Source organism: Halorientalis marina (assembly GCF_023028345.1).
In the GTDB taxonomy this organism is placed as follows: domain Archaea; phylum Halobacteriota; class Halobacteria; order Halobacteriales; family Haloarculaceae; genus Halorientalis; species Halorientalis marina.
Map to the genome: position 1 here is coordinate 1606231 of NZ_CP095487.1, position 22178 is coordinate 1628408.

At 64.9% G+C, this 22178-nt stretch carries 18 protein-coding genes and 1 pseudogene; 7 read left to right on the forward strand and 12 right to left on the reverse strand.

Annotated features, from left to right (window positions below):
• Positions 1–99 precede the first annotated feature (99 nt).
• Positions 100–2241 carry a hypothetical protein gene (locus MUG96_RS08160; RefSeq protein WP_246988218.1) on the forward strand — a complete coding sequence of 714 codons (2142 nt, stop codon included), beginning with the start codon at positions 100–102 and terminating at the stop codon, positions 2239–2241.
• Between the two features lie 103 nt (positions 2242–2344).
• Here the strand turns inward: MUG96_RS08160 and MUG96_RS08165 are convergent, their stop codons facing one another.
• The 4 genes from MUG96_RS08165 to MUG96_RS08180 all read right to left on the reverse strand — a co-directional run bounded on the left by MUG96_RS08165 (position 2345) and on the right by MUG96_RS08180 (position 5539).
• The gene (locus MUG96_RS08165) at positions 2345–3349 is read right to left on the reverse strand and encodes an NAD-dependent epimerase/dehydratase family protein (protein WP_246988220.1); all 1005 of its coding nucleotides are present in this window, start codon (positions 3347–3349) and stop codon (positions 2345–2347) included.
• Positions 3350–3807: 458 nt separating this feature from the next.
• A complete protein-coding gene (locus tag MUG96_RS08170) occupies positions 3808–4353 on the reverse strand; it encodes an HTH domain-containing protein (protein WP_246988222.1) in 546 nt (181 codons plus the stop codon).
• Between the two features lie 292 nt (positions 4354–4645).
• Complete coding sequence (locus MUG96_RS08175; protein ID WP_246988223.1) at positions 4646–4951, reverse strand: DUF5658 family protein; 306 nt, start codon at positions 4949–4951, stop codon at positions 4646–4648.
• 291 nt (positions 4952–5242) lie between these two features.
• Positions 5243–5539 (reverse strand): PadR family transcriptional regulator, encoded by a 297-nt coding sequence (locus tag MUG96_RS08180; RefSeq protein ID WP_246988224.1) that lies wholly within the window; start codon positions 5537–5539, stop codon positions 5243–5245.
• 362 nt (positions 5540–5901) lie between these two features.
• On the opposite strand from MUG96_RS08180, the pseudogene MUG96_RS08185 reads away from it, so the two are divergent.
• A pseudogene (locus tag MUG96_RS08185) lies at positions 5902–6186 on the forward strand (cbb3-type cytochrome c oxidase subunit I); the annotation flags it as partial.
• A 36-nt stretch (positions 6187–6222) separates the two neighbouring features.
• Positions 6223–6558: a hypothetical protein gene (locus MUG96_RS08190; RefSeq protein WP_246988225.1), complete on the forward strand. Its 336-nt coding sequence runs from the start codon at positions 6223–6225 to the stop codon at positions 6556–6558.
• Positions 6559–7314: 756 nt separating this feature from the next.
• Here MUG96_RS08190 and MUG96_RS08195 read toward each other — a convergent pair.
• On the reverse strand, positions 7315–9249 hold the full coding sequence (locus MUG96_RS08195; RefSeq protein WP_246988226.1) for an archaea-specific SMC-related protein: 1935 nt from the start codon (positions 9247–9249) through the stop codon (positions 7315–7317).
• Between the two features lie 96 nt (positions 9250–9345).
• Positions 9346–9945 (reverse strand): rod-determining factor RdfA, encoded by a 600-nt coding sequence (gene rdfA / locus MUG96_RS08200; RefSeq protein ID WP_246988227.1) that lies wholly within the window; start codon positions 9943–9945, stop codon positions 9346–9348.
• Between the two features lie 506 nt (positions 9946–10451).
• On the opposite strand from rdfA, the gene MUG96_RS08205 reads away from it, so the two are divergent.
• Both MUG96_RS08205 and MUG96_RS08210 read left to right on the forward strand, forming a co-directional pair.
• The gene (locus MUG96_RS08205) at positions 10452–11219 is read left to right on the forward strand and encodes an IclR family transcriptional regulator (protein ID WP_246988230.1); all 768 of its coding nucleotides are present in this window, start codon (positions 10452–10454) and stop codon (positions 11217–11219) included.
• Position 11220: 1 nt separating this feature from the next.
• Positions 11221–12825, forward strand: coding sequence for a class I adenylate-forming enzyme family protein (locus MUG96_RS08210; RefSeq protein WP_246988232.1), 1605 nt, complete (start codon positions 11221–11223; stop codon positions 12823–12825).
• A 121-nt stretch (positions 12826–12946) separates the two neighbouring features.
• Here the strand turns inward: MUG96_RS08210 and MUG96_RS08215 are convergent, their stop codons facing one another.
• From MUG96_RS08215 to MUG96_RS08230, 4 genes are all read right to left on the reverse strand, one after another.
• On the reverse strand, positions 12947–14017 hold the full coding sequence (locus MUG96_RS08215; protein WP_246988234.1) for a phosphotransferase family protein: 1071 nt from the start codon (positions 14015–14017) through the stop codon (positions 12947–12949).
• A 551-nt stretch (positions 14018–14568) separates the two neighbouring features.
• Positions 14569–15372 (reverse strand): alpha/beta fold hydrolase, encoded by an 804-nt coding sequence (locus MUG96_RS08220; protein ID WP_246988236.1) that lies wholly within the window; start codon positions 15370–15372, stop codon positions 14569–14571.
• A 223-nt stretch (positions 15373–15595) separates the two neighbouring features.
• On the reverse strand, positions 15596–16732 hold the full coding sequence (locus MUG96_RS08225) for an acyl-CoA dehydrogenase family protein (RefSeq protein ID WP_246988238.1): 1137 nt from the start codon (positions 16730–16732) through the stop codon (positions 15596–15598).
• 106 nt (positions 16733–16838) lie between these two features.
• Positions 16839–18497 carry a dihydrolipoamide acetyltransferase family protein gene (locus MUG96_RS08230; protein WP_246988241.1) on the reverse strand — a complete coding sequence of 553 codons (1659 nt, stop codon included), beginning with the start codon at positions 18495–18497 and terminating at the stop codon, positions 16839–16841.
• A 109-nt stretch (positions 18498–18606) separates the two neighbouring features.
• Between MUG96_RS08230 and MUG96_RS08235 the strand changes: the two genes are divergently transcribed.
• Both MUG96_RS08235 and MUG96_RS08240 read left to right on the forward strand, forming a co-directional pair.
• A complete protein-coding gene (locus MUG96_RS08235) occupies positions 18607–19587 on the forward strand; it encodes a thiamine pyrophosphate-dependent dehydrogenase E1 component subunit alpha (RefSeq protein ID WP_246988244.1) in 981 nt (326 codons plus the stop codon).
• Positions 19588–20565: an alpha-ketoacid dehydrogenase subunit beta gene (locus MUG96_RS08240; RefSeq protein ID WP_246988246.1), complete on the forward strand. Its 978-nt coding sequence runs from the start codon at positions 19588–19590 to the stop codon at positions 20563–20565.
• A gap of 40 nt (positions 20566–20605) precedes the next feature.
• Here MUG96_RS08240 and MUG96_RS08245 read toward each other — a convergent pair whose 3' ends face one another.
• The gene (locus MUG96_RS08245; protein WP_246988248.1) at positions 20606–21595 is read right to left on the reverse strand and encodes an MBL fold metallo-hydrolase; all 990 of its coding nucleotides are present in this window, start codon (positions 21593–21595) and stop codon (positions 20606–20608) included.
• A gap of 133 nt (positions 21596–21728) precedes the next feature.
• Positions 21729–22034, reverse strand: coding sequence for a putative quinol monooxygenase (locus MUG96_RS08250; protein ID WP_246988250.1), 306 nt, complete (start codon positions 22032–22034; stop codon positions 21729–21731).
• Positions 22035–22178 lie beyond the last annotated feature (144 nt).

A 22178-nucleotide genomic window follows, 5' to 3' on the forward strand; every position in this document is an offset into this window, starting at 1 on the left:
GGCGATTTGTAACTAACATCGCCTCCTTCCCAACCCATTCGACATGGATTCGTCTCGGTCGAGGGCAGTGACAAGCGAGTTCGCCGCCGTGGAGGGTCGATGAGCCCCCTAGTCTTCGACGACTACCGTCGGTTCGCCGGCCTCGGTAGCTGTTTCGTCGTCCTCTTGCTTGGTGTCCTCGCTGGTGGAGTCGTCGCGGCCGAACCGACGGCAACGGCCGACAATCGGTCGGGAGCGGTCGGTGAAACGACGGTCGGTGCCGTCGACACGACCGACGCGACGCTTCTCGTGGCACCGGCGCGAAACGACGACCGGGTCGGTACCTGGTACTACGAGACCGTCTCGTTCGAGGGCGCTGCTGGGCAGCTCATCGAGGCGAACCTCAGCGCACCGGGTGCCGATACGGTCCTCGTTTTGAAGGGCCCGACCGGTGAGACTATCACCGTCAACGAGAACGGCGGTGCCGACAGGAACTCCCGGGTCGTCGCTCGTCTCCCGCGGGACGGGGAGTACCGGTTCCTCGTGACCAGTCGAAACCGGGTGAACACGTTCGAGTACGCGCTGTCGATTTCGGAACTGGACAGGTACGAGGAAGACCCCGGACCGATACGCGTCGGCCAGACCGTCACCGGGAGCATCGAGGAGTCCGACAGCAGTTTGCCTCGCTTCGACGGGCACTACGACAACGTGACTCTCGACGCCGAACGCGGGCAGCGAATCGCCGTGCAACTGGACTCGCCGGCTGCATCGTCGGTCCGGATTATCCGGCCGAACCGGGAACGTCTCAACGTCGACACCCAAGACACGCGTGGCCGGACTGCGTCGTTCCTCACCGAATTGCCCAGCGGTGGCGAGTACACCATCGTCGTGGGGAGCAAGGACGACGACAGCTCGTTCCCGTACCGGCTGTCCGTCGAGAATCGAGACATCGAGACCGTCGAACTCAGTCGAGAGAAGCGCTACGCCCGGGACCGGAAGGAGTACTCGGAATTCGAGATCGGCCGGACGACGATCAACACCACGACGGCCTACGTTGGGACGCCGATTACGGTCCGTGCAAGCGTTACCAATACGGGGACTGTGGAAGGCGACTTCACCGGTATCCTCATCGCAGACCGGACACGGATCGCGTCCACCGTAGAGGACATCGAGCCGACGGCGACCGAGACTATCGAGATCACTGGGTCTCTCAACCGGTCCGGCGAGCACTTCTTCTTCATCGGACCAGAACCGATTGGGTCGGTGAACTTGTTGCCACGACCCGAGCCGGAACTGGTCGTCTCCGATAGTGACGATACGACACGGGCCACACTCTCACACGGGCAGACGAACGCGACCTACGAGGTGCCGCTCGCCGGGTCTGGGACTACCGTCGTCGATTTCGACCGACTGAGCGTGCGAGTGGACACGACGACACGACTGTTGCGGATCGATGCGACCGATCGTTCCGCACCCGATGGGACGCTTCGGGAGAGTCCGACAGCGTCGCTCCCGACGGGCGCGTACCCCCTCGGTGGCCTGCACGTCGAGACCGCCCGGTCGGTCCCCGACAGTGCGGTCGGGGCGCTGACTGTCGACTTCCGGGTTCTGCGCTATGCACTGGACGGGTCTGCCGGTGACGTCGAACTGTACTACGCCGCCGACGGCTCCTCCGAGTGGCGGCCCGCGGGTGCGACGCTCACCGACGAAACCGCTGGCAGCTATCGGTTCGCGGCAACAGTCAACCGATCCGGCGAGTTCGTCGCCGTGGAGCGCCGGCCGGCGATCACCGTCGAGAACGTCTCGGCCGACACGGCCACGGTCCCCGTCGGGACGAACTTCTCGGTCTTCGGGGACGTGTCCAACGAGGGGCTCCGAAACGGGTCCCACGAGATCGCTCTCACCACGAACGGTCGCGTGATGGCGACCCGGACCGTCCAACTCGACGTCAACGAGAGCAAGCGCATCCGGTTCCGGACCGCTCTCGACTCGCCCGGCGAGTACCAGCTCCGTGTCGGCAACGAATCCACGCCCGCTTCGGTGACCGTTCTTGACCGGGTGACCGCCACTGCTGTCGACGGTCCGACCGACGTGTCGTCGGCCGCGGACGACCCGACACCGACACCGGCGCCGGCGGCGGAAACCGGCGGGACACCCGTCTCCGACGCGTCGGGTAGTTCCGATGCGATCCTGGTAAGTAGTACTGTGCTGCTGCTGTTCTCGATAACGGTCGCGGTCGTCGGCTGGTCTCGATACCGTTAAACCGGGGCTGGCCGATTGAGGCTCGGTCCGGCGACCTGCCCATCCGCACTCCGGGAGCGGATCGGTCCGAGAAGCCACTCACAGGTGACGCGGTTCGGGGCCACTAGGGGTCGATCGTGGAACTAGACCAGGTCTCGTGGTCCCCGAGGAGCGACGCCACACCGTCCCTGATACCGACCTGCGGTTCGAAGCCGAGTTCGGCCGTTGTCTTCGAGATATCCGCACGACTGCGCTGGATGTCGCCGTCTCGCCCCTGTTCGTGGCGGACCGTGACGTCCGCGGACGACTCTTCGGCCACGAGCGTAGCGAGTTCCCTGATCGTGATCGACCTGCCGGTTCCGACGTTGTAGACGGCCGGTGTCTCGGTTGCGGTGGCAGCCGCGAGGTTCGCTCTCACGACGTCGGCCACGTGGACGAAGTCCCGCGTCTGGTCGCCCTGGCCGTGAACGGACAGGGGGTCGCCGTTCCGCGCCTTGCGAACGAACTGACCGACGACCCCGCACGCTTCGGTCGGTGTTCTGCGAGGGCCGTAGACGTTGAAATAACGGAGACTGACGACGGGGAGGCCGTAGCGCTCGGCGAACACACGGCCGTAGTGATCGCTGGCCAGTTTCGACGCACCGTACGGGGAGCGGGGTCGAGTCTGGGCCTCCTCGGAGACCGGCACCGACTCGGGGTCGCCGTACACCGCTGCAGAGGAAGCCAGCACGACGCGGGCGTCAGCGCGTCGGGCTTGGTCCAGGAGGCCAACGGTCGCCGTCGCGTTCCGATCGTGGCAGGCCAGCGGCCGTTCGGTCGACTCCGGGACGTCCACCATCGCCGCTTCGTGGAAGACGACATCCACGTCAGCCAGCGCCCGTTTCACCTGGTGTTCGTCCCTGACGTCACCGTGAACGAACTCCACGTCGTCCGGGAGCGCTGCTCTGGAGCCACTCGTGAGGTTGTCGAGCACGCGAACGCGGTTGTTCGAATCGAGCGCGGCGACGATGTGGCTCCCGATAAATCCAGCACCGCCGGTGACGAGTACCGTCTCGCCGCTGATCTGGTCGCTGGTGTGCATGGGGCGGTGGTCGTCTCCGTCCATCACTGCCTCGCCTGGGGAACACATTGTTATTCGACTCCTGTTGCCGGACGTCGGCGCGGCGAAAACCGCGGCTAACTGGCCGGGAACGGTGGCCGAGGTCTCGGTCTGACGCGCCGAGATGCACCGGCAGGCTCGCCGGCGGCACGGCTGTATCCGGTCCAGCGGTAAGACGCGCATACCGTTCCGATACCGAGCCATCCCCCGCTTGGGGCATCACGCAGCACGGCCCCCATATCGGTGTGAATCGTGGCGACCGACGGCTGTCCGAGCCACGTCGCCCTCGCAGTGTTTCTCTGCAACCACGACTATCGACCCTCTGCGGGTCCCACTATGTGTCGGTGAGCGCCCCCTTCCGATTCCAGATCGCTCGCCGACACCGAACGACGCCCACTCGGTCTACGACGAACCCGACGTTACGACACGACAAGCCCCTACCGAACGAAACCGAATCACGAAATACTGAACGAGCACCGGTGTCCGACTCAGATCGAAGAAGTCGATTGGCTGGGGGGATCGGCGGGCGCCTCCGCGATCGCGCCGAGGCGCTCCAGGGTGCCCACCACCGATAGCGGCCTGTCGTCGATCTCACAGGGGAGAACCAGGGCGATCCCGTCCTCGGTTTGCACGGCGAGACACACCTGCGGCGGAACGAGCCGCTCGTATTCGTCGTCGAAGATGCTCGACGTGACCGACTGTGTCTCGAACGGGAGTTCGATCGTGGCGCCCGCGCTGGCCGCCCACTCCCGGAAGCGGTCGATCCGGTCCTCGATCCGCCTGCACGCCGCCGTCTTCCTGTACGGGCCGTCGAGACAGATTGCCTTCCCCCAGACGCTAACTGTGGTCTCGTCGACGATCCCCGCCGATTCGAGACGGTCCAGTCGGTTGAGGACTGTCTCCTGTTGCTGTTTCGGCCCCGGCGGTGGGGCCAGCGAGCGAACGTACACTTCGACGCGTATCTGCTCCGCGGCCGCGAGCCGCTCGTACCGATCCGTTATTTCGTCGTCAATATTTGGAGTGTGTGCTGTCATACTGTTCGACCCAACGATCGGTCCATGCGAAACAGCGCGACTACCGGATAAAAACCTCACACACTGTTTATGTTCATTATATTACACTACGGGTGGTACGATAGGGCTGTGGGTTTTGCCCGGTAGTCGACCAGTCGTTATCACCCACAAGACCAGTCTCTGTACGTACATCGGCCGTTGTAGCGAAGTGCGAACACGCCAACTCCAGGGGTTATACCTTCCCTAATACCGTCCTGTGCACCATCCGCCACGGGTCCGGTGCCGGGCGGTTCGCGGGGCCGAGTAGCGGCGGTCAGTGTGTCAGGACCAGCGTCGCGTTGTGGAGCGCGGCGACGCTGTAGACGAGGACCAGCGGCGCATATCCACCGACGTAGAGGAACGATACGGTTCCGTCACCGGCCCCAACCCGGCGGCAGACGTTCGTCGCCCACTCGACGACGAGGACGACGAGGACAGTTCCGACTAGCCCCGTGAGGACGAGCCCGCTCAGGCCGGCCCGGTCGATGATCGACGCTGCGACGGGATTGGCCTCGACGAACCCGTCGGCTGCCTGCAACCCGTACAGCGTCGTCAATAGGTCGCCAGCCTTCGTGAGCACGAGTGCCGTAATCCCCCAATCCGAAATGGGTCGAAACCGCTGGGACGGTGCCACCAGGTACCACCCCTACTGGGAGCCACGGGCCGGACGCGGTGACGCGTCCCTCGCTACTGGCGAACGATCGGTCGTGTGGATAGGCTGCATGGTCAGTCCCATCCCCGCGAGAGGGCTTTGTTAAGCGCTGACCATGCAGGTCCTGGGGCAGGTACGAATCGCCTACGCTAGACCAAGCGGTCCTCGACTGGTCCGAGTTCGACGGTTCCGTGTCAGTCCCACGGCCGGTGGCGGCGGTCAATCGGCCAACACTGCCTGTTCGTCCTCGACGTACGAGTTCTCCCACTCGCGGCGACTCTCCAACTCCCGGAGACCCCTATCGGTCAGCGAGTAGACGTTGGTTCGACGGTCTTTCTTGCCTTTCTGTATCAGCCCTTTCTCGACGAGTTCGTCGAGGTTGGGGTACAGTCGCCCGTGGTGAATTTCCGATTCGTAGTACTTCTCCAGTTCGTCTTTGACTGCGAGTCCGTGTGGGCTGTCGATCCCCGCTACCAAGTACATGATGTCCCGCTGGAATCCTGTCAAATCGAACATTGTTCGACAAACCATTATGTCCCTTCAGATATTGTTATGGTCCGACTATCCGGGTAGTCGCTGCCGAACCGCCCGCCGTTCGGCCACGGACGCCCGCCCCTTGCTGTGGTTCCGTGGGTATCCCGGTACCGGTCCGAATCTATTCGGGACAACGATCGCATCGGCAACCGCTGAACCAACCGCAAAATGGCACTGCCGTCGTGGACTGGTGCGGTCGTGATGTGTGGACTCTTGCTCGTCGTCGCCGCGTGGCTCTCCCGGGTCGAAGACTGGCGGTCGTACTCCCCGGTCTAAGAGGTGACGGCGGACTGCTGGACCGTTCCGAGTACGAACACCGCGAGAAACCGCGGGGAATCAGCCGCTGGCTGACGACGGACATCTTCTCTTGGACCGTGCTGGTCCAGTCCGCGCAGATATTCTTCGCGTTCCCGCTTTTGGGCAGTGCGCTCTTCATGCTGCTGCTGGACCGGAACTTCGCCACGACCCTCTTCGCGGTCGAAGGTGGCAGTCCGATACTGTGGCAACATCTGTTCTGGTTCTTCGGCCACCCCGAGGTGTACATCCTCGTACTCCCGCCCATGGGGCTGATCAGCTACATCCTCCTGCGGTTCTGTGGGCGGAAGCTGTTCGGGTTCAAGTTCGTCGTCTGCCGACGCTGGCGCTGCTGATAAACTCTGGTCCTGATGGCAGTGATAATCGAACTCAGTTGCCGTTCATTACTGGATTTGGTGGTGCCAGCAAAGCAAATTCGTGTTGCTAAATTGTCATATGGTATGGTCAAACGTACTATATCCACATCGGGTCACGAGCGGGTACAGGCGCACCCGGAACAGGCCGAACTCCGTTTCGATGCGAACGGAAACGGCGAATCTGTGGCACTGGCGTGTGCTCCTGCACGGGATATCGAGGCGACAGTATTCGAGTCAATTTCCGATGAATCTGGCCGCACAATCAATTTCCGAGCGGGTGACGATGCGGATTCGTTCTTTTGTTCTGATGAAGAGAACGGCGCGCCCTAATCCGCCACGCAGTCAACTGAGGTCACGTGTATACCTGGGGAGGCAAGCGATATTATCCTCGCAACGACCGATGCTGGAGCGACCGTCAACGATGTCACCACCAGTTCCAGTGAGAGCCGAAAAACGACGAGAAACACCGAAAACATTTACAAAGTCCAAACCACGACTATATCTAAAATATATAATATTTATAAACTATATCGCTTTCTGATTATTTGGCGTCCACTGTACGATCGACTGTTCACGATCTGGTTTCCAGGGACAGTCGACAGTTCCCCCAGGTCGTGTAAGACCCGGATCGCGTTGCCGTCGATGGAACCGCGACCTCCTGCATTGAAAAGGCTGTGTGGGGTGCGTGTGAGTTATAAAAATAACGTTTATTGGGTATGTATATATTAAAATAGATGCTAAAAATAGGGTATTCTGAAAATATTGGTAAAGAAACCCCGCCACCTCGGTAACGGCGCTCCACGCTTCTGAGAGTCTATCCGTGGTATCGTTTTAATGAACGGCGGTTTCATGTGGTGGGAATCGGGGGGTGCCTGTTAGCGGTTTGGACCGGGTCTCGGAAACACTCACACAGAGACCATTCCAGTATCGAACATACCTTATTCGATAATATAGGATACCTATATTTTTTAGAGCTATTGTATTATGGCGCACCGAGAAACTATTGACGAGTTTCAACTGTTCGTCTCCGCAGAATTCGGTCAAGTGAACATGACCCAGCGGGCGGCGCGACGACCGACTCGCCGATCAGATCGTTTCGATTCGTCGCTGGGATTCGACGCCGGCGGCGTCCTCGGGCAGGAGAGCGGCGACCAGATGTGGGACTTCATCGGCGAAGTACTCGACGAGAGCCGCGATGCGGTCGCTGTCGATGGCCTCGAGCGAGTCCAGCAGCATGAACGGACACTCCTCGGCCACGTCGTGGGTCAGATACCCCGCCAGCGCGAACACGAGTCCCGTCACCTCGCGCTCGCTCTCGCTCAGGTTGTCGATCGTGTCCTTGTAGGCCGAGCCCGACGCCGAGGACCGCACGACGTGGAGATCGAAGGACGTCTTCTGTACCGTCCGCCGCCCCTCTCGTACCTGCCGCTCGACCCGCTCGATCCAGATGCGGTCGATGTTCGCGTACCCGAGCAATTCGAGGACCGTATCCATGTTGTCGTTGAACGCCTCGATGGCGTCTTTCTCGAGGCGGTCGATCCGCGTTCGCAGGTCGGTCAGTTCTGACTGGACGCGGTCGCGCTCGGCCTGCAGCTCCTCGCGATCGTCGATTCGGCGCTCGATACGCTCGATTTCGTCGGTCACATCGGCGATGTCGTTCTGGATCCGGTCGATCTCGAACTCGAGCTCGTTGGCCTCCCGGTGGAGTTCGAGCACGTCCTCGTACTCGTCGTTCTCGAGTTCCGTCACCTCGGCTTCCAGCTCTTCGACGGTTTCCTGGAGCGATGTCTGTCGCGCTTCGAGGTCCGAGATAGTCCCCTCCGTCTCGCTGATCTGCTCGGCTGTCCGCTCCAAGCGTCGTTCGAGCCGTTCGCGCTCGCGCTGTTGGGTTTCAAGCTCCTGTTTTTCCGACCGGAGGTCGTCGAGATCGGCTTCGATGTCGTTCACGTCGCCGAGTTTCCGCTGTGAGAGCTCCCGCAGACGGTCGACGGTCTCCTCGATCTGCTCCGTCTCGACGGTTGAGCCACACGTCCAGCAGGTCGTCGTCCCGTCGTCGAGCAACTGATCAGTCACCGACTCCTGGGTCTCCGTGCCGCCGTCGAGGGCCACCAGCGCGTCGCCGTCGGTCCCGTCGAGCCGCGACTCGTTGAACTGGATGACGTTCTGGAGTTCGTTGACCTCGCTCTCGATGCGGCGCTTTCGTTCCCGGTGCCGGTCGATCTCGCTCTCGATGTCCGCGAGGCGGCCGGCCGGCGTCTCCGGCAGCGCCGCCAGTTCGTCCTCCACCTCCTCCTGTTCCGCCCGGAGCGAGGCGAGCCGTTCGCGCTGGGTTTCGAGGTCGTACCGTGCGGACTCAAGGTCCGACCGCGCGTCCCTGAGGTCGTCCAGTTTCGCCTCGAGTTCGGACTGCTCCCGGCGTGACTCGTCGACCTCGGCGTCCGCAGCCTCGACCTCGTCCTGCTTCGCCGCCAGCTCCGTCCGCTTGTCCTCGAGCCGTGATTCGAGCCGGTGGCGCTCCTCCTCGAGGTCGGGGAGGCGGTCCTCGAGCTCGTCGAGCTCGTCGATCTGCTCGTCGAACTCTCGTTTCTCCGCTTCCAGGCGCTCGATCTCGGCGTTGATTTCGTCGGTATCGACCGGCCGCATGATGGTGTCGCGGAGGACCTCCTGCCGCGCGACTGCCTGTCGGGCCTCGTTCGATTCTAGCAGGAACGCGAAGAGGTCGGCGTCGGTGGTGTCGTCGAGATACGGCTCGCCCTCGAACCGGACGCTCGCCCCCGACCCGGCACGGCGGATCGTGCGCGAGTAGGTCTCGCCGTCGATCTCCATCTCGACGGCCCCCTCGTCGGCGTCGCTTTTCAGCGAGACGTCCTCGCTCCCACAGGCGGCCATGATCGCCTGCAAGAGCGACGTCCGGTTGGTCGCGTTCTGCCCGACGAGCGTGGTGACGCCCGAGGAGAGCACTACCGTCGTCTCCTCGATACCACCGATATTCCTCGCGGTTAGTCGAATATCTTCTGTCATAATGATAGTCCTATCAGGCCTTGAATGGTATTGTAAATAAAAACATCGGACTTGCGCGAATGCCGACTTGCAAATAACAAATATACAGTTGTTATCCTATTCTTCGCAATCGCATCCGCCGTCCTCGAGGAGCGTCGCGATCTTGTACTGGGTGTTACACCCCTCACAGTACACCTGCACGTCGACCAGAACGCGAAAGTCGTCGATCGGCAGGTCGCCGTTGCTTCGGAGCTGTGCGATCTGTCCGTCGACGACGCTCTCGGTCCGCCCCACCAGTCGGTCGACTCGTTCTCGAACGCTCTCGGTCGTCGTCGCCGACTCGTGGTCGTACGTGACGTCGCGGATGTCTTTGAGGTACGACCTGATCGCCTGATACGTGACGAAATCGTCCAGTAGGGCATCGACGTCGATTCCAGCCCCTTCGAGTCGCCGTCGCAACTGGATTCGGTCCCCCTCGCTTACCGCGTCGTCCGCCAGCACCCGGTAGTTGTTCGCCACCTCGCCGTCGACGGGCTGTACGCCCGCACTCGCCATCGCCTGTTTCAGCAACTGCTGGTTGAACCAGTCCGCGAGGTCGCGAAGGCTCCATCGGTCGTCCTGCCGGGTCCACCGCGTCTCCAGTTCGAGACCGACACTGTCCAGCTCGTACTCCTCGATCAACCGTCCGACCTTGGACCGCGACGTTCCGTCCGTCATTGGACGATGTTGATGTGGCGTCCTTGAAAGTGTTGCGCGAGTGACCGGGCGACCGGGGAGCCGGGTCGCGGCGAGAGCCGGGAGGGACGGTACGACCCCGCTGCCCGCCAGCCGCCGGCCGGTCCCCCGGTCACCCCGGACCACCGTATACGCCGGTGGCCGAGCGGAACGGTCGCACGGGTTTTGCTAATACTGGAAGTGCCGAAACGGCTACGATATGGGAATTTACTATTTGTAGAACAATGTCGGTCGGAAACCTGCACTGCCAGTCGGTGTCGAACGCGGGACCGAGTGACGAAGCGACTCGACTGATTCGGCGTTCTAATGGACTTTCGACCGCTTGAGAGGGGCGGTCAGCGAGCGTGATCGGTCCGGCGCGGTTCCCGTCCGACGGCGGCGTCCGCTCCCTCCGGAAGGAGACGGACCGTGCGACGAGGCGAGGCCTCGACTAGTCTGTGTTTACAATGAGCAAAAAAGCTAAGTCAGCGACACGTGAGTATCATCCAATGCTCGGGAACACACCGTCGCGACAGATCAACTCGGTCCGGACGGCCTTCGAGCTCCTCAACCGGCTACAGGCGCTCGGTGGGGCGACGTCGGCGCAACTGGCCGAGGAACTCCCGCTCTCGAGGAGTTCGGTCCACAATTACCTCGCGACGCTCGAGATGGATGGCTACGTCGTCAACGACGACGGGACCTACCGGCTCGGGCTCCGGTTTCTGACCCACGGCGAAGCCGCAAAGAGCATGGTCAGGGTCGAATCCCCCGTCGTCGAGACGCTGGAGGCGGTCGCCGAGGAGGTATCACAGCCGACGTGGTACGTCACCGAGGAGTACGGCCGAGGCTACTTCGTGGAGAAGGCGGTCCCTGAGGCCGCCTCGCCCCTCTACGGCAGTGTCGGCAAGCGGTCGTACCTGCACACCCACGCGCCCGGGAAGGCCATCCTCGGCCTCGCGGCCGACAAATACGTTGAGCGAATCGCGGAGCATCACGGGCTCCCGGAACACACTCGCAAGACGACGACCGACCTCGACGAACTCCGTGCCGACCTCGCGGAGGTTTGCGAGCGCGGGTTCGCCGTCAGTGAAGGGGAGACCCTCCTGGGCATTCTGTCGGTCGGGGTGGCCTATCGGGACGGCGACGACCGGCTGCACGCCATCGGCGTCTTCGGTCACTCGCGGAACTTCGTGGGCGACCGGGCGGAGAGTATCGGTCGCCGACTGGTCGACACGGTCGACGACATGCAACAGCGGCTTCCGAACGGAGGGGCTTGAGATGGGCGCCGACGCGGACTCGGTTCGGACGCTCGGGGGCCTCCTCGAGCGTCGCGCCGCGACGTATGGCGACCGAACGATCTTCCGCTTTTCCGGCGAGACATGTTCCTACGCGGCCCTCGACGCGAGGGCCAACGCGATCGCGAACGAACTGTACACGAACGGTGTTGGCCCGGGCGACGCCGTCGCGCTCTACATGTACAACCGCCCGGAGTACCTCTATACGCTGTTTGCCCTCGCGAAGCTCGGTGCCGTCGCGGTCCCGATCGACACGCGACTCATCGACGAGAAGCTCACGCACGTGCTGACGGAGACGGACTCCGAGATCGTGGTGCTAGACGCCGATACCGAACCCGAGTACGACGCTGTCAGAAACGACTTCGGCACGATCGGTACCGAGTTCTTCGTCGGCGAGAAACCGGACGACCGCCCGTACAACGACTTTGATCTGCTGCTGGAAGGGGAGGAGTCGACGGCCCCGAACGTCGCCGTCGCCGGCGACGACGCCTGCTCGGTGCTGTACGTACAGCGGTACCAGCAACCGACCCCCCAGGGCGTCGTGCTCCCCCACTACTCCTACGTCCACACGGCCGAGAAGACGGGTCGCGATCTGCTCGATCTCGGCCCGGAGGACTGTCTCTTCACGACGTTACCGCTGTACAGCAGCTACCCGATCCAGTCGGGCATCGCAGCGGCGCTGTTCGCCGGCGCCGAGTTCGCCTTCGAGAAGCAGTTCGACAGCGAGCTGTTCTGGGACTGGATCCGACGATACGACGCGACGCACTTCCTCTATCTGGGCCGGATGCTATCGGTCCTGAACAACAGGGCCGAGAGCGCGGACGACGCCGACAACCCGGCGGCGTACGCCCTCGGCCACGGGTTCGGGTTCGAGCGCGACCGGCGACTGATCGCGGACTTCGAGCACCGGTTCGACGTCACGGTGTTCGAGGCCTACGGTATCACCCCGACTGCGACCCTCGGGACCGCGAACCGACTCGACGACCAGCGGTTCGGGAGCGTCGGGAAACCGTTCTCGCACGTCGAGGTCACGGTCGTGGACGAGGACGACTGGGAAGTCCCGACCGGCGAAACCGGCGAGATACTCGTTCGCTCGACCGAACCGAACACCATGTTCCAGGGGTTCTACGAAGACCCCGAACTCACCGCCGAGGTCTGTCGCAACCAGTGGATTCACACGAACGACATCGGGTACGTCGACGAGGACGGCTACCTCCACTTCGTCGCGAGCAAGCGCAACACCATCCACCTCGGTCGCGTCGCCGGTCGCATCTCCTCGCTCGAGATCGAGAGCGTCATCGAATCCCAGCCCGCGGTGAAGGAGTCGGTGGTCCTGGGCGTCTCGACGGGCTCGGGCGGCGAGTCCATCAAGGCCGTCGTCGTCCCTCACGAGGGAGCGAGCGTGAGCCCTATCAACGTGAACGACCACTGCGAGAAGCAGTTAACCCACCAGAAACTCCCCCGGTACATCGAAGTCCGGAGCGAACTGCCACGCACCGGGTCCGGGAAGATTCGACGGGACGGGCTCGCCGATACCTCGTCGGCGGACGTCTGGGACCGAAAGAGCGGGTACGACCTGAACCGCTGACGGCCGCACTGCGACTGCAGTTCACTGCCCTCGGACCGAGGGACGGCGTCGCAGGGTCGCGGCCCTCTTCGGCGGTCGTCGACCGACCGTCGGGGGCCGGACGCGACCGGCGGCGACGCCCTCAGAGCGGTTCCTCACCGTCGATGATGCGCTGGGCCCAGTCCGCGATGGCGGGCACTCGGTCGCGCATCTTCGGGTACATCGGGTCGTCGGCGTTGCCCTCGAGGTGGCGCCGGAAGAACATCTCACAGAGCGCAGCCAGTTTGTACACGGCCAGCGCTCGGTAGAATCGGCCGTGGTCGAAGTCGATGCCGGCGACCGTCTCGTACCGGTCGACGAGCTCGCCGCGAGTCATGTAGCCCTCCCGCTCGGGGATGCGCGTCACGAGCTCCGGGATCGCCGGCTCGGGGTCGGCCGCGTCCCGCCAGTACGTGAGCAGCCACCCGAGATCGAACCGCGGGTCGCCGCGCGTGCTCAGCTCCCAGTCGAAGATGGCGACGATCTCGGGGTCGTCCGCCGGCGCGAACATCACGTTGTCGAGCTTGTAGTCCCCGTGGACCAGCGTCTTCGGGTGCGAGTCGGGGACGTTGTCGTCGAGCCAGTCACCGACCGCGGCGATCGTCGGGACCGTCCGCTCCTCGGCCGTGACCTCGAACGCCCACTCCAACTGCTCGTGCCAGCGACGCACCTGTCGCTCCGTGTACCCCTCGGGGTGCCCGATATCGTCCAGGCCGACGGCTTCGGTGTCGACCCGGTGGATCTCGGCGAGGCGGTCGACGAGTTCCTCGCCGATCCGCTCGCGTCGCCCGGGCGTCGCGAACCGCTCCGGCTCGCTCTCGCGGACCACGTCGCCCGCCGCTCGCTCCATCAGGTAGAAGTCACAGCCGAGGACGTCGTGGTCGTCGCAGGCGAGCACCGTCTTCGGGACCCGGACGTCGGTCCCCTGTAGCGCGTCCGTCACGTGGTGTTCCCGGAGGACGTCGTGGGCGGTATCGGCCGTCTCGCCGGGCGGCGGACGCCGCAGGACGAGCTCCCGGTCGCCCCAGGTGACGAACAGCGTCTCGTTGGAGTGTCCCTCCTGGTGGTGTCGGATCCCGTAGTCGTCGACCGGCCCGAGGTGCTCCTCAAGGTACGTCGAGAGCGACGCTTCGTCGACGATTCGATTCAGGTAGTCGTCTCCGTCGGCAGTCATAGTGCCCCTCGTGTGGATCGGCGTGTTGCCGTCGAACTGATTGCGTGCATAGTCGATTTCGGCACGGTGACCACGTGTTCGTTGCCCGGGTATCCACAAAACTCCCGGGGTTCGCCGGGACCGTTCGCTCGTTTTCGATCGCAGGCCGCCGGCAGTGCCGTGAGCGCGATCACCAGTCGTCGACCGACCGTCGCAACGAGACTGTGATCGCCTGCCTGGCGCCTATCGCCCGATTGCTCACGAGGGACCCACGACTGTCGGTTAGGTTTTCCATAACCGGCGGCGCGCCGATGCCGCGCGAGAACCGCCTGCAGGGAACGCCTGCGGTCGAAGACACGAACGCCGGTTCCGTTCGCGTCGAAAACCGGGCAGGCGTGGGAGTGCTGGCAACCTCTCGCGAGGGACGCCCGCCCGCGTTTCGACAGACCTGTGTGGTGCCCGGACGAGACGTGGTTAACGATGGTGTCGTCTGTACTGACGACTGACGCCCGAGCAGGTGAATTTCCGAGACGGACAATATAAACCTTGTGGCGAGCCGATACCGCCGCGTTCTACTCGAGCGACCGGACGAACGCGTCGAGCGCGCCGTTGAACCGGTCCGGTTGTTCCAAAAACGGGCAGTGGTCGCTCTCGGGGAACCGTTCGAGTTCGGCGTCCGGGGTGTGTTCGGCGACGTATTCGACGCTCTCAACGGTCAGTACGGCTTCGGATTCCCCGAGACAGACCAGCGTGGGGACGTCGACCCGGTCCAGGACGTCCCGGTAGTCACGGACCGACTGGTCGAACAGGATCGCGGTTTTCACGCCAGGGGGAACGCGAGCGATCTCGTCGAACAGGTGCCGTCTGCGACCGGCGTCCGGCGGGTGTTTCAGCATCCGGTCGATGTACAGGTCGGCGATCTCGTGTGGGTCGGTCTGGGTCAGTTCGAGCAGTTCGGCCAACCCCTCGAAATCGAACGACCCGTGGTCGTACCCCTCGCGTTCGAGGTCGGCCGGTTGCTGCTCGACGACGACGAATCCGCGGAGGCGGTCGGTCCCGAACCGGTCGACGTACTCCCACCCGACGAGCGCGCCCATCGACCAGCCGACGAGAACGACGTCGTTCAGTCCCCGCGCTTCGAGAAACGCCTCGACGTCCGCGGCGTACGTCGGGAGCGTGTGTCCGGATTCGGTCTTCTCCGACCGACCGTGGCCTCGGAAATCGAGGACGATCGGTCGATGCGCGTCGGCCAGCCCGGACTGTTGCTCGGTGAAAAACCGGCTCCCCATCATGACGCCGTGGAGAAAGACGATCGGCGTCCCGTCTCCGTCGGCCTCGTAGTACAGCTCTACGCCGTTTACGGTCTCAGTCGGCATTCCTGCTCGACACCTCCGTTCACGTCGCCGCCGCCTGCTCGTCCGGTCTGCGGTTCGGTGTGGTGAGTCCGTCCGGTTTCAGCGCCGATGAATGGGTGTCCATGTCCGGTGGGATACGTCGCCGTGATTGTAAAGATGTGGCCGATGTCGGTGGTCGCGGGGGCGGCCGTCCGCCCCGTCGAGGCCTCCCTGTTCGCGCCCCGTGTGCCGGCGGGCGTCGCGGTCATGCCAGGTCCGGGAGGCCGTCACGTTTGAGCGCGTCCGCGATCTGGTTTCGCTGAATTTCGTCGGTCCCGGCCGCGAGGCGACGACCCCGCGCGAGCCGGTAGAGGTACTCGAGGGGGTGTCCCTGCTGGTAGCCGTTCGCGCCGTGAATCTGGAGGCACTCGCTGACGACGCGTTCGACCGTCTCGGAGGCGAACAGCTTGGCGATCGCGGCGTCGAGGCGGTCGGGGACCCGGCCCCGGTCCGCCGCGGCGACCGCGGCCCGGTGTGTGAGCGCGCGCGAGGCTTCGAGCCGTTTCAGCGCGTCCGCGAGCTTCCACTCGATCCCCTGGAACTCGCCGATCGGCTGGCCGAACTGCTCGCGCTGCTCGGCGTAGGCCAGCGCCTTGTCGAGCGCACAGCGGCCGAAGGCGTTCGCGAGCGTCGCGCTGCCGAGGCGTTCCCAGTTCAGTGCCTGCAGTTGCTTCTTGAAGCCGTCCTCGCCCCGCGTGACGACGTTTCGCTCCGGGAGGCGGACGTCGTTCAGCCGGAACTGCGTTTGCGTGTGGCCGGCCATGTTCGTGTAGTGCTGGTCGATCTCGACACCGTCCCAGTCGAACTCGACGATCACCGATCCCAGCCCCTCCGGGAAGCGCGCCCAGACCAGCGCGGCGCTCGAGTGTGGAACGTTGCTGACCCACGTCTTCTCGCCGTCGATGCGGAGTTCACCATCGTCCTCCCTGACGCTCGTCCGCATCGAGGCGACGTCCGACCCTGCCTCCGGCTCGGAGATGGCGACGGCGATGCTGTCCTCGCCGGCCGTGACCGGCGGGAGATACCGGTCCTTGGCCGCCTCCGTCCCGTACATCTCGATGGCGCGCGGGGCGACAAGCTGCTGGTTGTAGAGGAACTCGGCGGTGTCGGGGCAGACCCGGCCAACCGCCTCGATGGCGAGGATCGCCTCGAGTTCGCCCATCCCACCGCCACCGTACTCCTCGTCGATATTGATGCCGAGAAAGCCGCGATCCGCCAGTCGCTGCACGTTCGGCCAGGGGGGCTCGCCCGCCCAGGTGAACGCGTCCGCGGCGAACTCCGATTCCGCCATCTCCTCCAGCGACGACACGAGCAGTTCCTGTTCTGCGGTGAGCGAGTGCATACCCGAGTGTTCGGGGCCGTCGTTGTAAGTGTTCTCGGCGTCGCGCCGGCACACGGCCACTGCGACGACCCCCGTGAGCGACGCCGCCGGTGAGCTGGTGTCGGCGCTATCCGCAGTCGACGGTGAGCGCCGGGTCGTGGAGCTCCGTGATCGTCCCGGCGTACGACGACTCCCTGCAGGCGGCGTAGGTCAGCCGTTTCATCGTCGCCGGCGAGGCGGTATCCGGGGCGGTGACCGCGACGGCGGGCCGATCACCGCGCAGGTCGACCTCGAACTCCGGGACCGGCCAGTCGTGTGTGGTCGCAATCTCGAGCGCCCGCTCGCGGATGTCGCTGGCTATGGCAGCGCCGACACCGTCCGGTGCCTCGGCGCTCCGCCCGGCGGCCAATCGGGACGAACCGGCGGCGTCGGCGCCGAGTCGAGCCCGTTCCGCGGCCAGCACGCTCGGCGCCGCGAGCCCTTCCGCGATCGTGTCGAGGAACCGCGCGGCGTCGGCGCCGTCGACGGCCCGATGGTCGAACGAGAGTGACAGCGTGCACTGCTTTCCCTCGTCATCGTCCCGAATCCGACCGACGCCGAGGATCGACACCTGTGGTGGGTTGATGATGGGGTCGAATGAGTCCACGCCGAACATCCCCAGGTTCGTGATGGTGAACGTGCCGCCGCTGAGGTCGTCCATCGTGTAGTTCCCCTCGAGGACCGTATCGGTGAGCCGACGCCGCTCGGTCGCGATGCCGGCGAGCGAGCGGCCCGCCGCCTCGCGAATGACCGGCGTGACCAGTCCGGCGTCGGTATCCACGGCGACGGCGACGTTGCGTTCGGCGACGAACCGGAGGCGCCCCCCCTCGAACCACGCGTTGAACTCCGGGTGTCGGTCGAGCGCCCGGACGACCGCTGCGACGAGTACGTCCGTGAACCCGATCGGGGCGTCCAGTTCGTCGGCCAGGTCGTCGGCCGCCGCCAGCGCGTCCCCGATGGCGACCTCCCGCTTGTTGGTCACGTGCGGAGCGTCCCGCGAGGACCGGCTCATCCGGTCCGCGATCGTCCGCCGCATCGACGAGAGTTCCTGCTCCCGCTCGATCGTCACGCCGAGCGTCCCCGGGTCGCGCGCCTCCCGCCGCCCGCCCGTCGCGTCGGGCGCCTCGACACCGGTCGCTCCCGGACGGTCGGTCTCCCCGCTGGCCGCCCGGACGTCGGAGTCGGTCACTCTGGACCCGATTCCAGTTCCGGAGACCTCGCGGATCGAGACGCCGTGTTCCCGTGCCAACCGCCGGGTCGACGGGCTCGCGAACGCGTGGCCGTCGGCCGTCGGCACGGCCTCGCCGTCGGTTTCGTCACCACTCGCGTCGGGGGCGTCTCCGCCGGCTGTCGCGGATTCCGCGCCCGCCCCGCCATCGTCGGTGTCGGCTGCGGCCTCTGTAGCCGCCTCTCCGTCCGTTCCTGCGTCGGTGTCCGTGTCTGGCGACTCGTCTGCGGAGTCCGGTTCGATACGACTCCGTGGGGCCGGGGCGTCGTCGAGGCTCTCGTCGGGGCCGGCGACGATTCCCAGCACCGTCCCGGGCGGGACTTCCTCGCCCGCCGTGACGTCGACCCGTGCGAGGACGCCGTCCTGCTCGGCGACGATCTCGTTCGACGCCTTCTCCGACTCCACGAGCACGAGTTCGTCGTCCGCCTCGACGGCGTCCCCCTCGGCCACCTGCCACTCGACGAGGTGACCGCTCTCCATCGTGTTGCCCATCATCGGCATCCGAATTGCTTGGACCATCTGAACGATGGACAATTGATACCGGGGTATGAAAAACGTTCACCCGGCGTTTCCGGTGCCGGCCACAGACACACATAACTTTTTGAACGTGGAAAGAGGGTATCAACTCATGTCAGAGGCAGCCGACAGGCACGCCGACCGATTAGCCGAGCAACTGCGAGAGATGATTCTCATCCGGGAGTTCGAGTCTCGCGTCCAGTCGCTTTTCTCGGACAACGAACTCCCCGGCTTCGTCCACCTCTGTCTCGGGCAGGAGGCAGTGGCTGTCGGTGCGTGCTCGGCGATCACGGACGACGATTACATCACGAGCACACACCGCGGGCACGGACACGCCATCGCAAAGGGGCTCGACCCGGATCGGATGATGGCCGAACTGTTCGGCAAGGAGACGGGCTACTGCGGCGGGAAAAGCGGGAGCATGCACATTGCCGACGTCGACCGCGGGATGCTCGGTGCGAACGGCATCGTCGGGGCGGGACAGCCGCTGGCCGTCGGCGCGGGGCTCTCGATCCGCAACGCCGACTCCGACGGCGTCTGTCTCTCGTTTTTCGGCGAGGGCGCCATGGCCCAGGGGACGGTCCACGAGGCGATGAACCTCGCCGGCGTCATGGACCTCCCGGTGGTCTTCATCTGTGAGGACAACGGGTACGGCGAGATGACGCCCGCCGAGGAGCAACACCACGTGGAGGGGTTCGAGGCCCGCGGTGACGTCTACGACATGCCGGCCGAACGCGTCGATGGCATGGCGGTCGACGACGTGTACGAGGCGGTCTCCGACGCCGTCGACCGGGCCAGGGACGACGGCGGGCCGTCGCTGCTCATCTGTGAGACCTACCGGTACCGCGGTCACTACGAGGGCGACCAGATGGACTACCGTCCGGACGGGGAACTGGATGAGTGGAAGGAGCGCGACCCGGTCGACACCCTCGCGGCGTCGCTCGTCGAGAGCGACGAACTCGACGAGAGCGACGTCGAGGCGATGTACGACGACGCCGAAGAGCGGATCGACGAGGCGGTCGAGTTCGCACGAGACAGCGACAGCCCGGACCCAGCGTCTGCCTTCGAGGGTGTCTACACGGAGGAGATCTAGATGGGCGAGGAGTCGATGCGAGCGGCGATCAACGATGCGCTCCACGAGGAACTTGCCCGCGACGAATCCGCGTACCTCATCGGCGAGGACGTGGCGGAGGCGGGCGGGACGTTCGCGGTCACGCGTGGCCTCTACGACGAGTTCGGCGGCGAGCGGGTTATCGACACCCCGATCAGCGAGAGCGCTATCGTCGGGAGCAGCGCCGGCGCGGCACTCACCGGGTCGCGCCCGATCGCCGAGATCATGTACGCGGATTTCATCGGGCTGGCGGTCGACCAGATACTCAACCAGGCCGGCCTGTTCCAGTACATGTTCGGCGGGGACACGTCCGTCCCGCTGACCATCCGGACGCTGAACGGCGGGCCGACGTTCAACGCCGGTCCGCAACACTCGAAGAGCCTTCACGGGCTGTTCATGCAGATGGCCGGCGTTCGCGTCGTGGTCGCGAGCACGCCCTACGACGCGAAGGGCCTGCTCAAGAGCGCGATCCGGGCCGACGACCCCGTCCTCTTTTTCGAGCACATGGGGCTGTACAACCGCGAGGGGGAGGTCCCCGAGGAGTCCTACACCGTCCCGCTCGGTGAGGCCGCGGTCGAGCGGCCGGGCGAGGACGTGACCGTCGTCGCCACCCAGATGATGTTGCACCACGCCCTCGACGTCGCGGACTCCCTCGAGGGTGACATCAGCGTCGAGGTCGTCAGCCCGCGGACGCTCAAGCCCCTCGACACCGAGACCCTGGTCGAGAGCGCCAAGAAGACCGGGCGCGTCGTCGTCGCCGACGAGTCACTGATCCAGAACGGACCCGCGTCCTACATCGCGCGCGTCATCGAGGAGGAAGCGTTCTACCACCTCGAAGCGCCCGTCGAGGTCCTCGGCGTCGACGACACGCCGATTCCGTTCTCGCCCGACCTCGTCGACGCGGTCGTTCCGGGCCCTGACGACGTCGAGAACGCGATCCGCGAGATGCCGCGGCTCTGAGTGGGCCCGTGGACCAGTCGGGCGCCCGCCAACCGTCGAATTACGCCGAGAGATCCCAGTGCTCCCCTGACAACGAGGCCAGTTCGTCCGCGACCCCTTCAGCGAGGCGGTAGGTCGTCCCGTCAGCGACGACCGCTCCCTCCCGTTGTAAGTGATCGAGGTGTGCGTAGGCCTCCCCGGGCCCGTGCAGGATGTGTATCCCGTCCAGTTCGCCGAACAGCTCCGCGGAGACCTCCCAGACGGTGCAGGGACCGAGACGACGGAGCGTGTCGAGGACGCGCCAGGCGCGTTCCTCGTGGTGGTGGACGATTTCGGACGCGCGGCCGGCGGGGTCGTCGATGGGATCTCGGTGCCCCGGCCACGCGCGGGCGTAGTCGGCCGCGACGATGCCGTGAAGCGCGTCGAGGTACTTTACCAGCGGTCGGTCGACGCGGATGTCAGCACCACCGACGTTGGGGGTGTAGACCGGGAGCAGTGTATCGCCGGAGAGGACCTCCCGCCCCCGTTCGCTGTCGAACTCGACGAGACAGAGGCCGTCGGCGTGGCCGGAGGTGTGGGCGATTTCGAGGTCGACGTCGCCGATCGAGAACACGTCGCCGTCCTCGAAGGTTTCGACGTCCGGCGCTCGGCCACCGATCTCGGGGCCGGCCATTATCTCCCGGAGGACCGCCCGTTTCTCCTCTGGCATGGCCCACGCCTCGAAGTACCGCTCCTGGCGGTCGTGCATCTCCGCCCAGGCGGTCTCGTCGCCTTCGACGAGTCGTGCGTCGTCGGCGTGGACGTGCACCGTCGCGCCACCGGCCGCCTGGATTTCGCCCGCGAGTCCGGTGTGGTCGGGGTGCCAGTGTGTCAGGATGATCCTGTCGATGTCCTCGAAAGCGAGACCCCTTTCGGCGAGGTGTCTTTCGAGCTGTTCGCGGGTCGTCTCCATCCAGTCACCGGTGTCGACGAGCACCGTCTCGGTCGTGTCGAAGAGGTACGCGTTGTTGTCGCCCTCGAACGCGGAGTTCGACAGCGGGAGTCGGTCCATGGGGGGACCCATGGTTGCGACGTACAGAAACTTTTGCCCCGATTCGACTGCGGATCGGGTTCGCGGCGACGGACGCGCCGCTACCGCGGGGGTCGACCGCCTCCCGTCGCCGCCCGTCGCCGTGAGACCGGTCTTACAGGTCGACGTCGGTGACTTCGTCGACGTCGAACCGCGTCACTGTGGGTTCGCCGGCCAGCAGGTCCGGGAGGGTCGACTCGAACTCCCGGAAGTGCTCGCTCTGTGCGTGTTCGCCGAACGCGGCTTCGTCCTCGTACCCCTCGATGAAGTGGAGCACGTTCGGGTCTTCCACGTCCGTCGCGGCGTTGTACGAGATGACGCCCGGTTCCTCCCGCGAACTCTCGACGAGTTCGTGCGCGAGGTCGAGCGCGCGGTCGCGGCTATCGGAGTCTATCGGGAAGGTCGCGTGTACGACAAGCATTGCGTCAGGTGCAACGACCCTGTGGTACAAAAAGATTGGTAGGACACGGCTGCAGGGCGAATTCACCGGCGCGTGCGATACTTCGGCAAGCGGCCTGAGCGATCGCTCCGGCCCCGTCGTACCGGGCGACTGGCGGCCGAGACC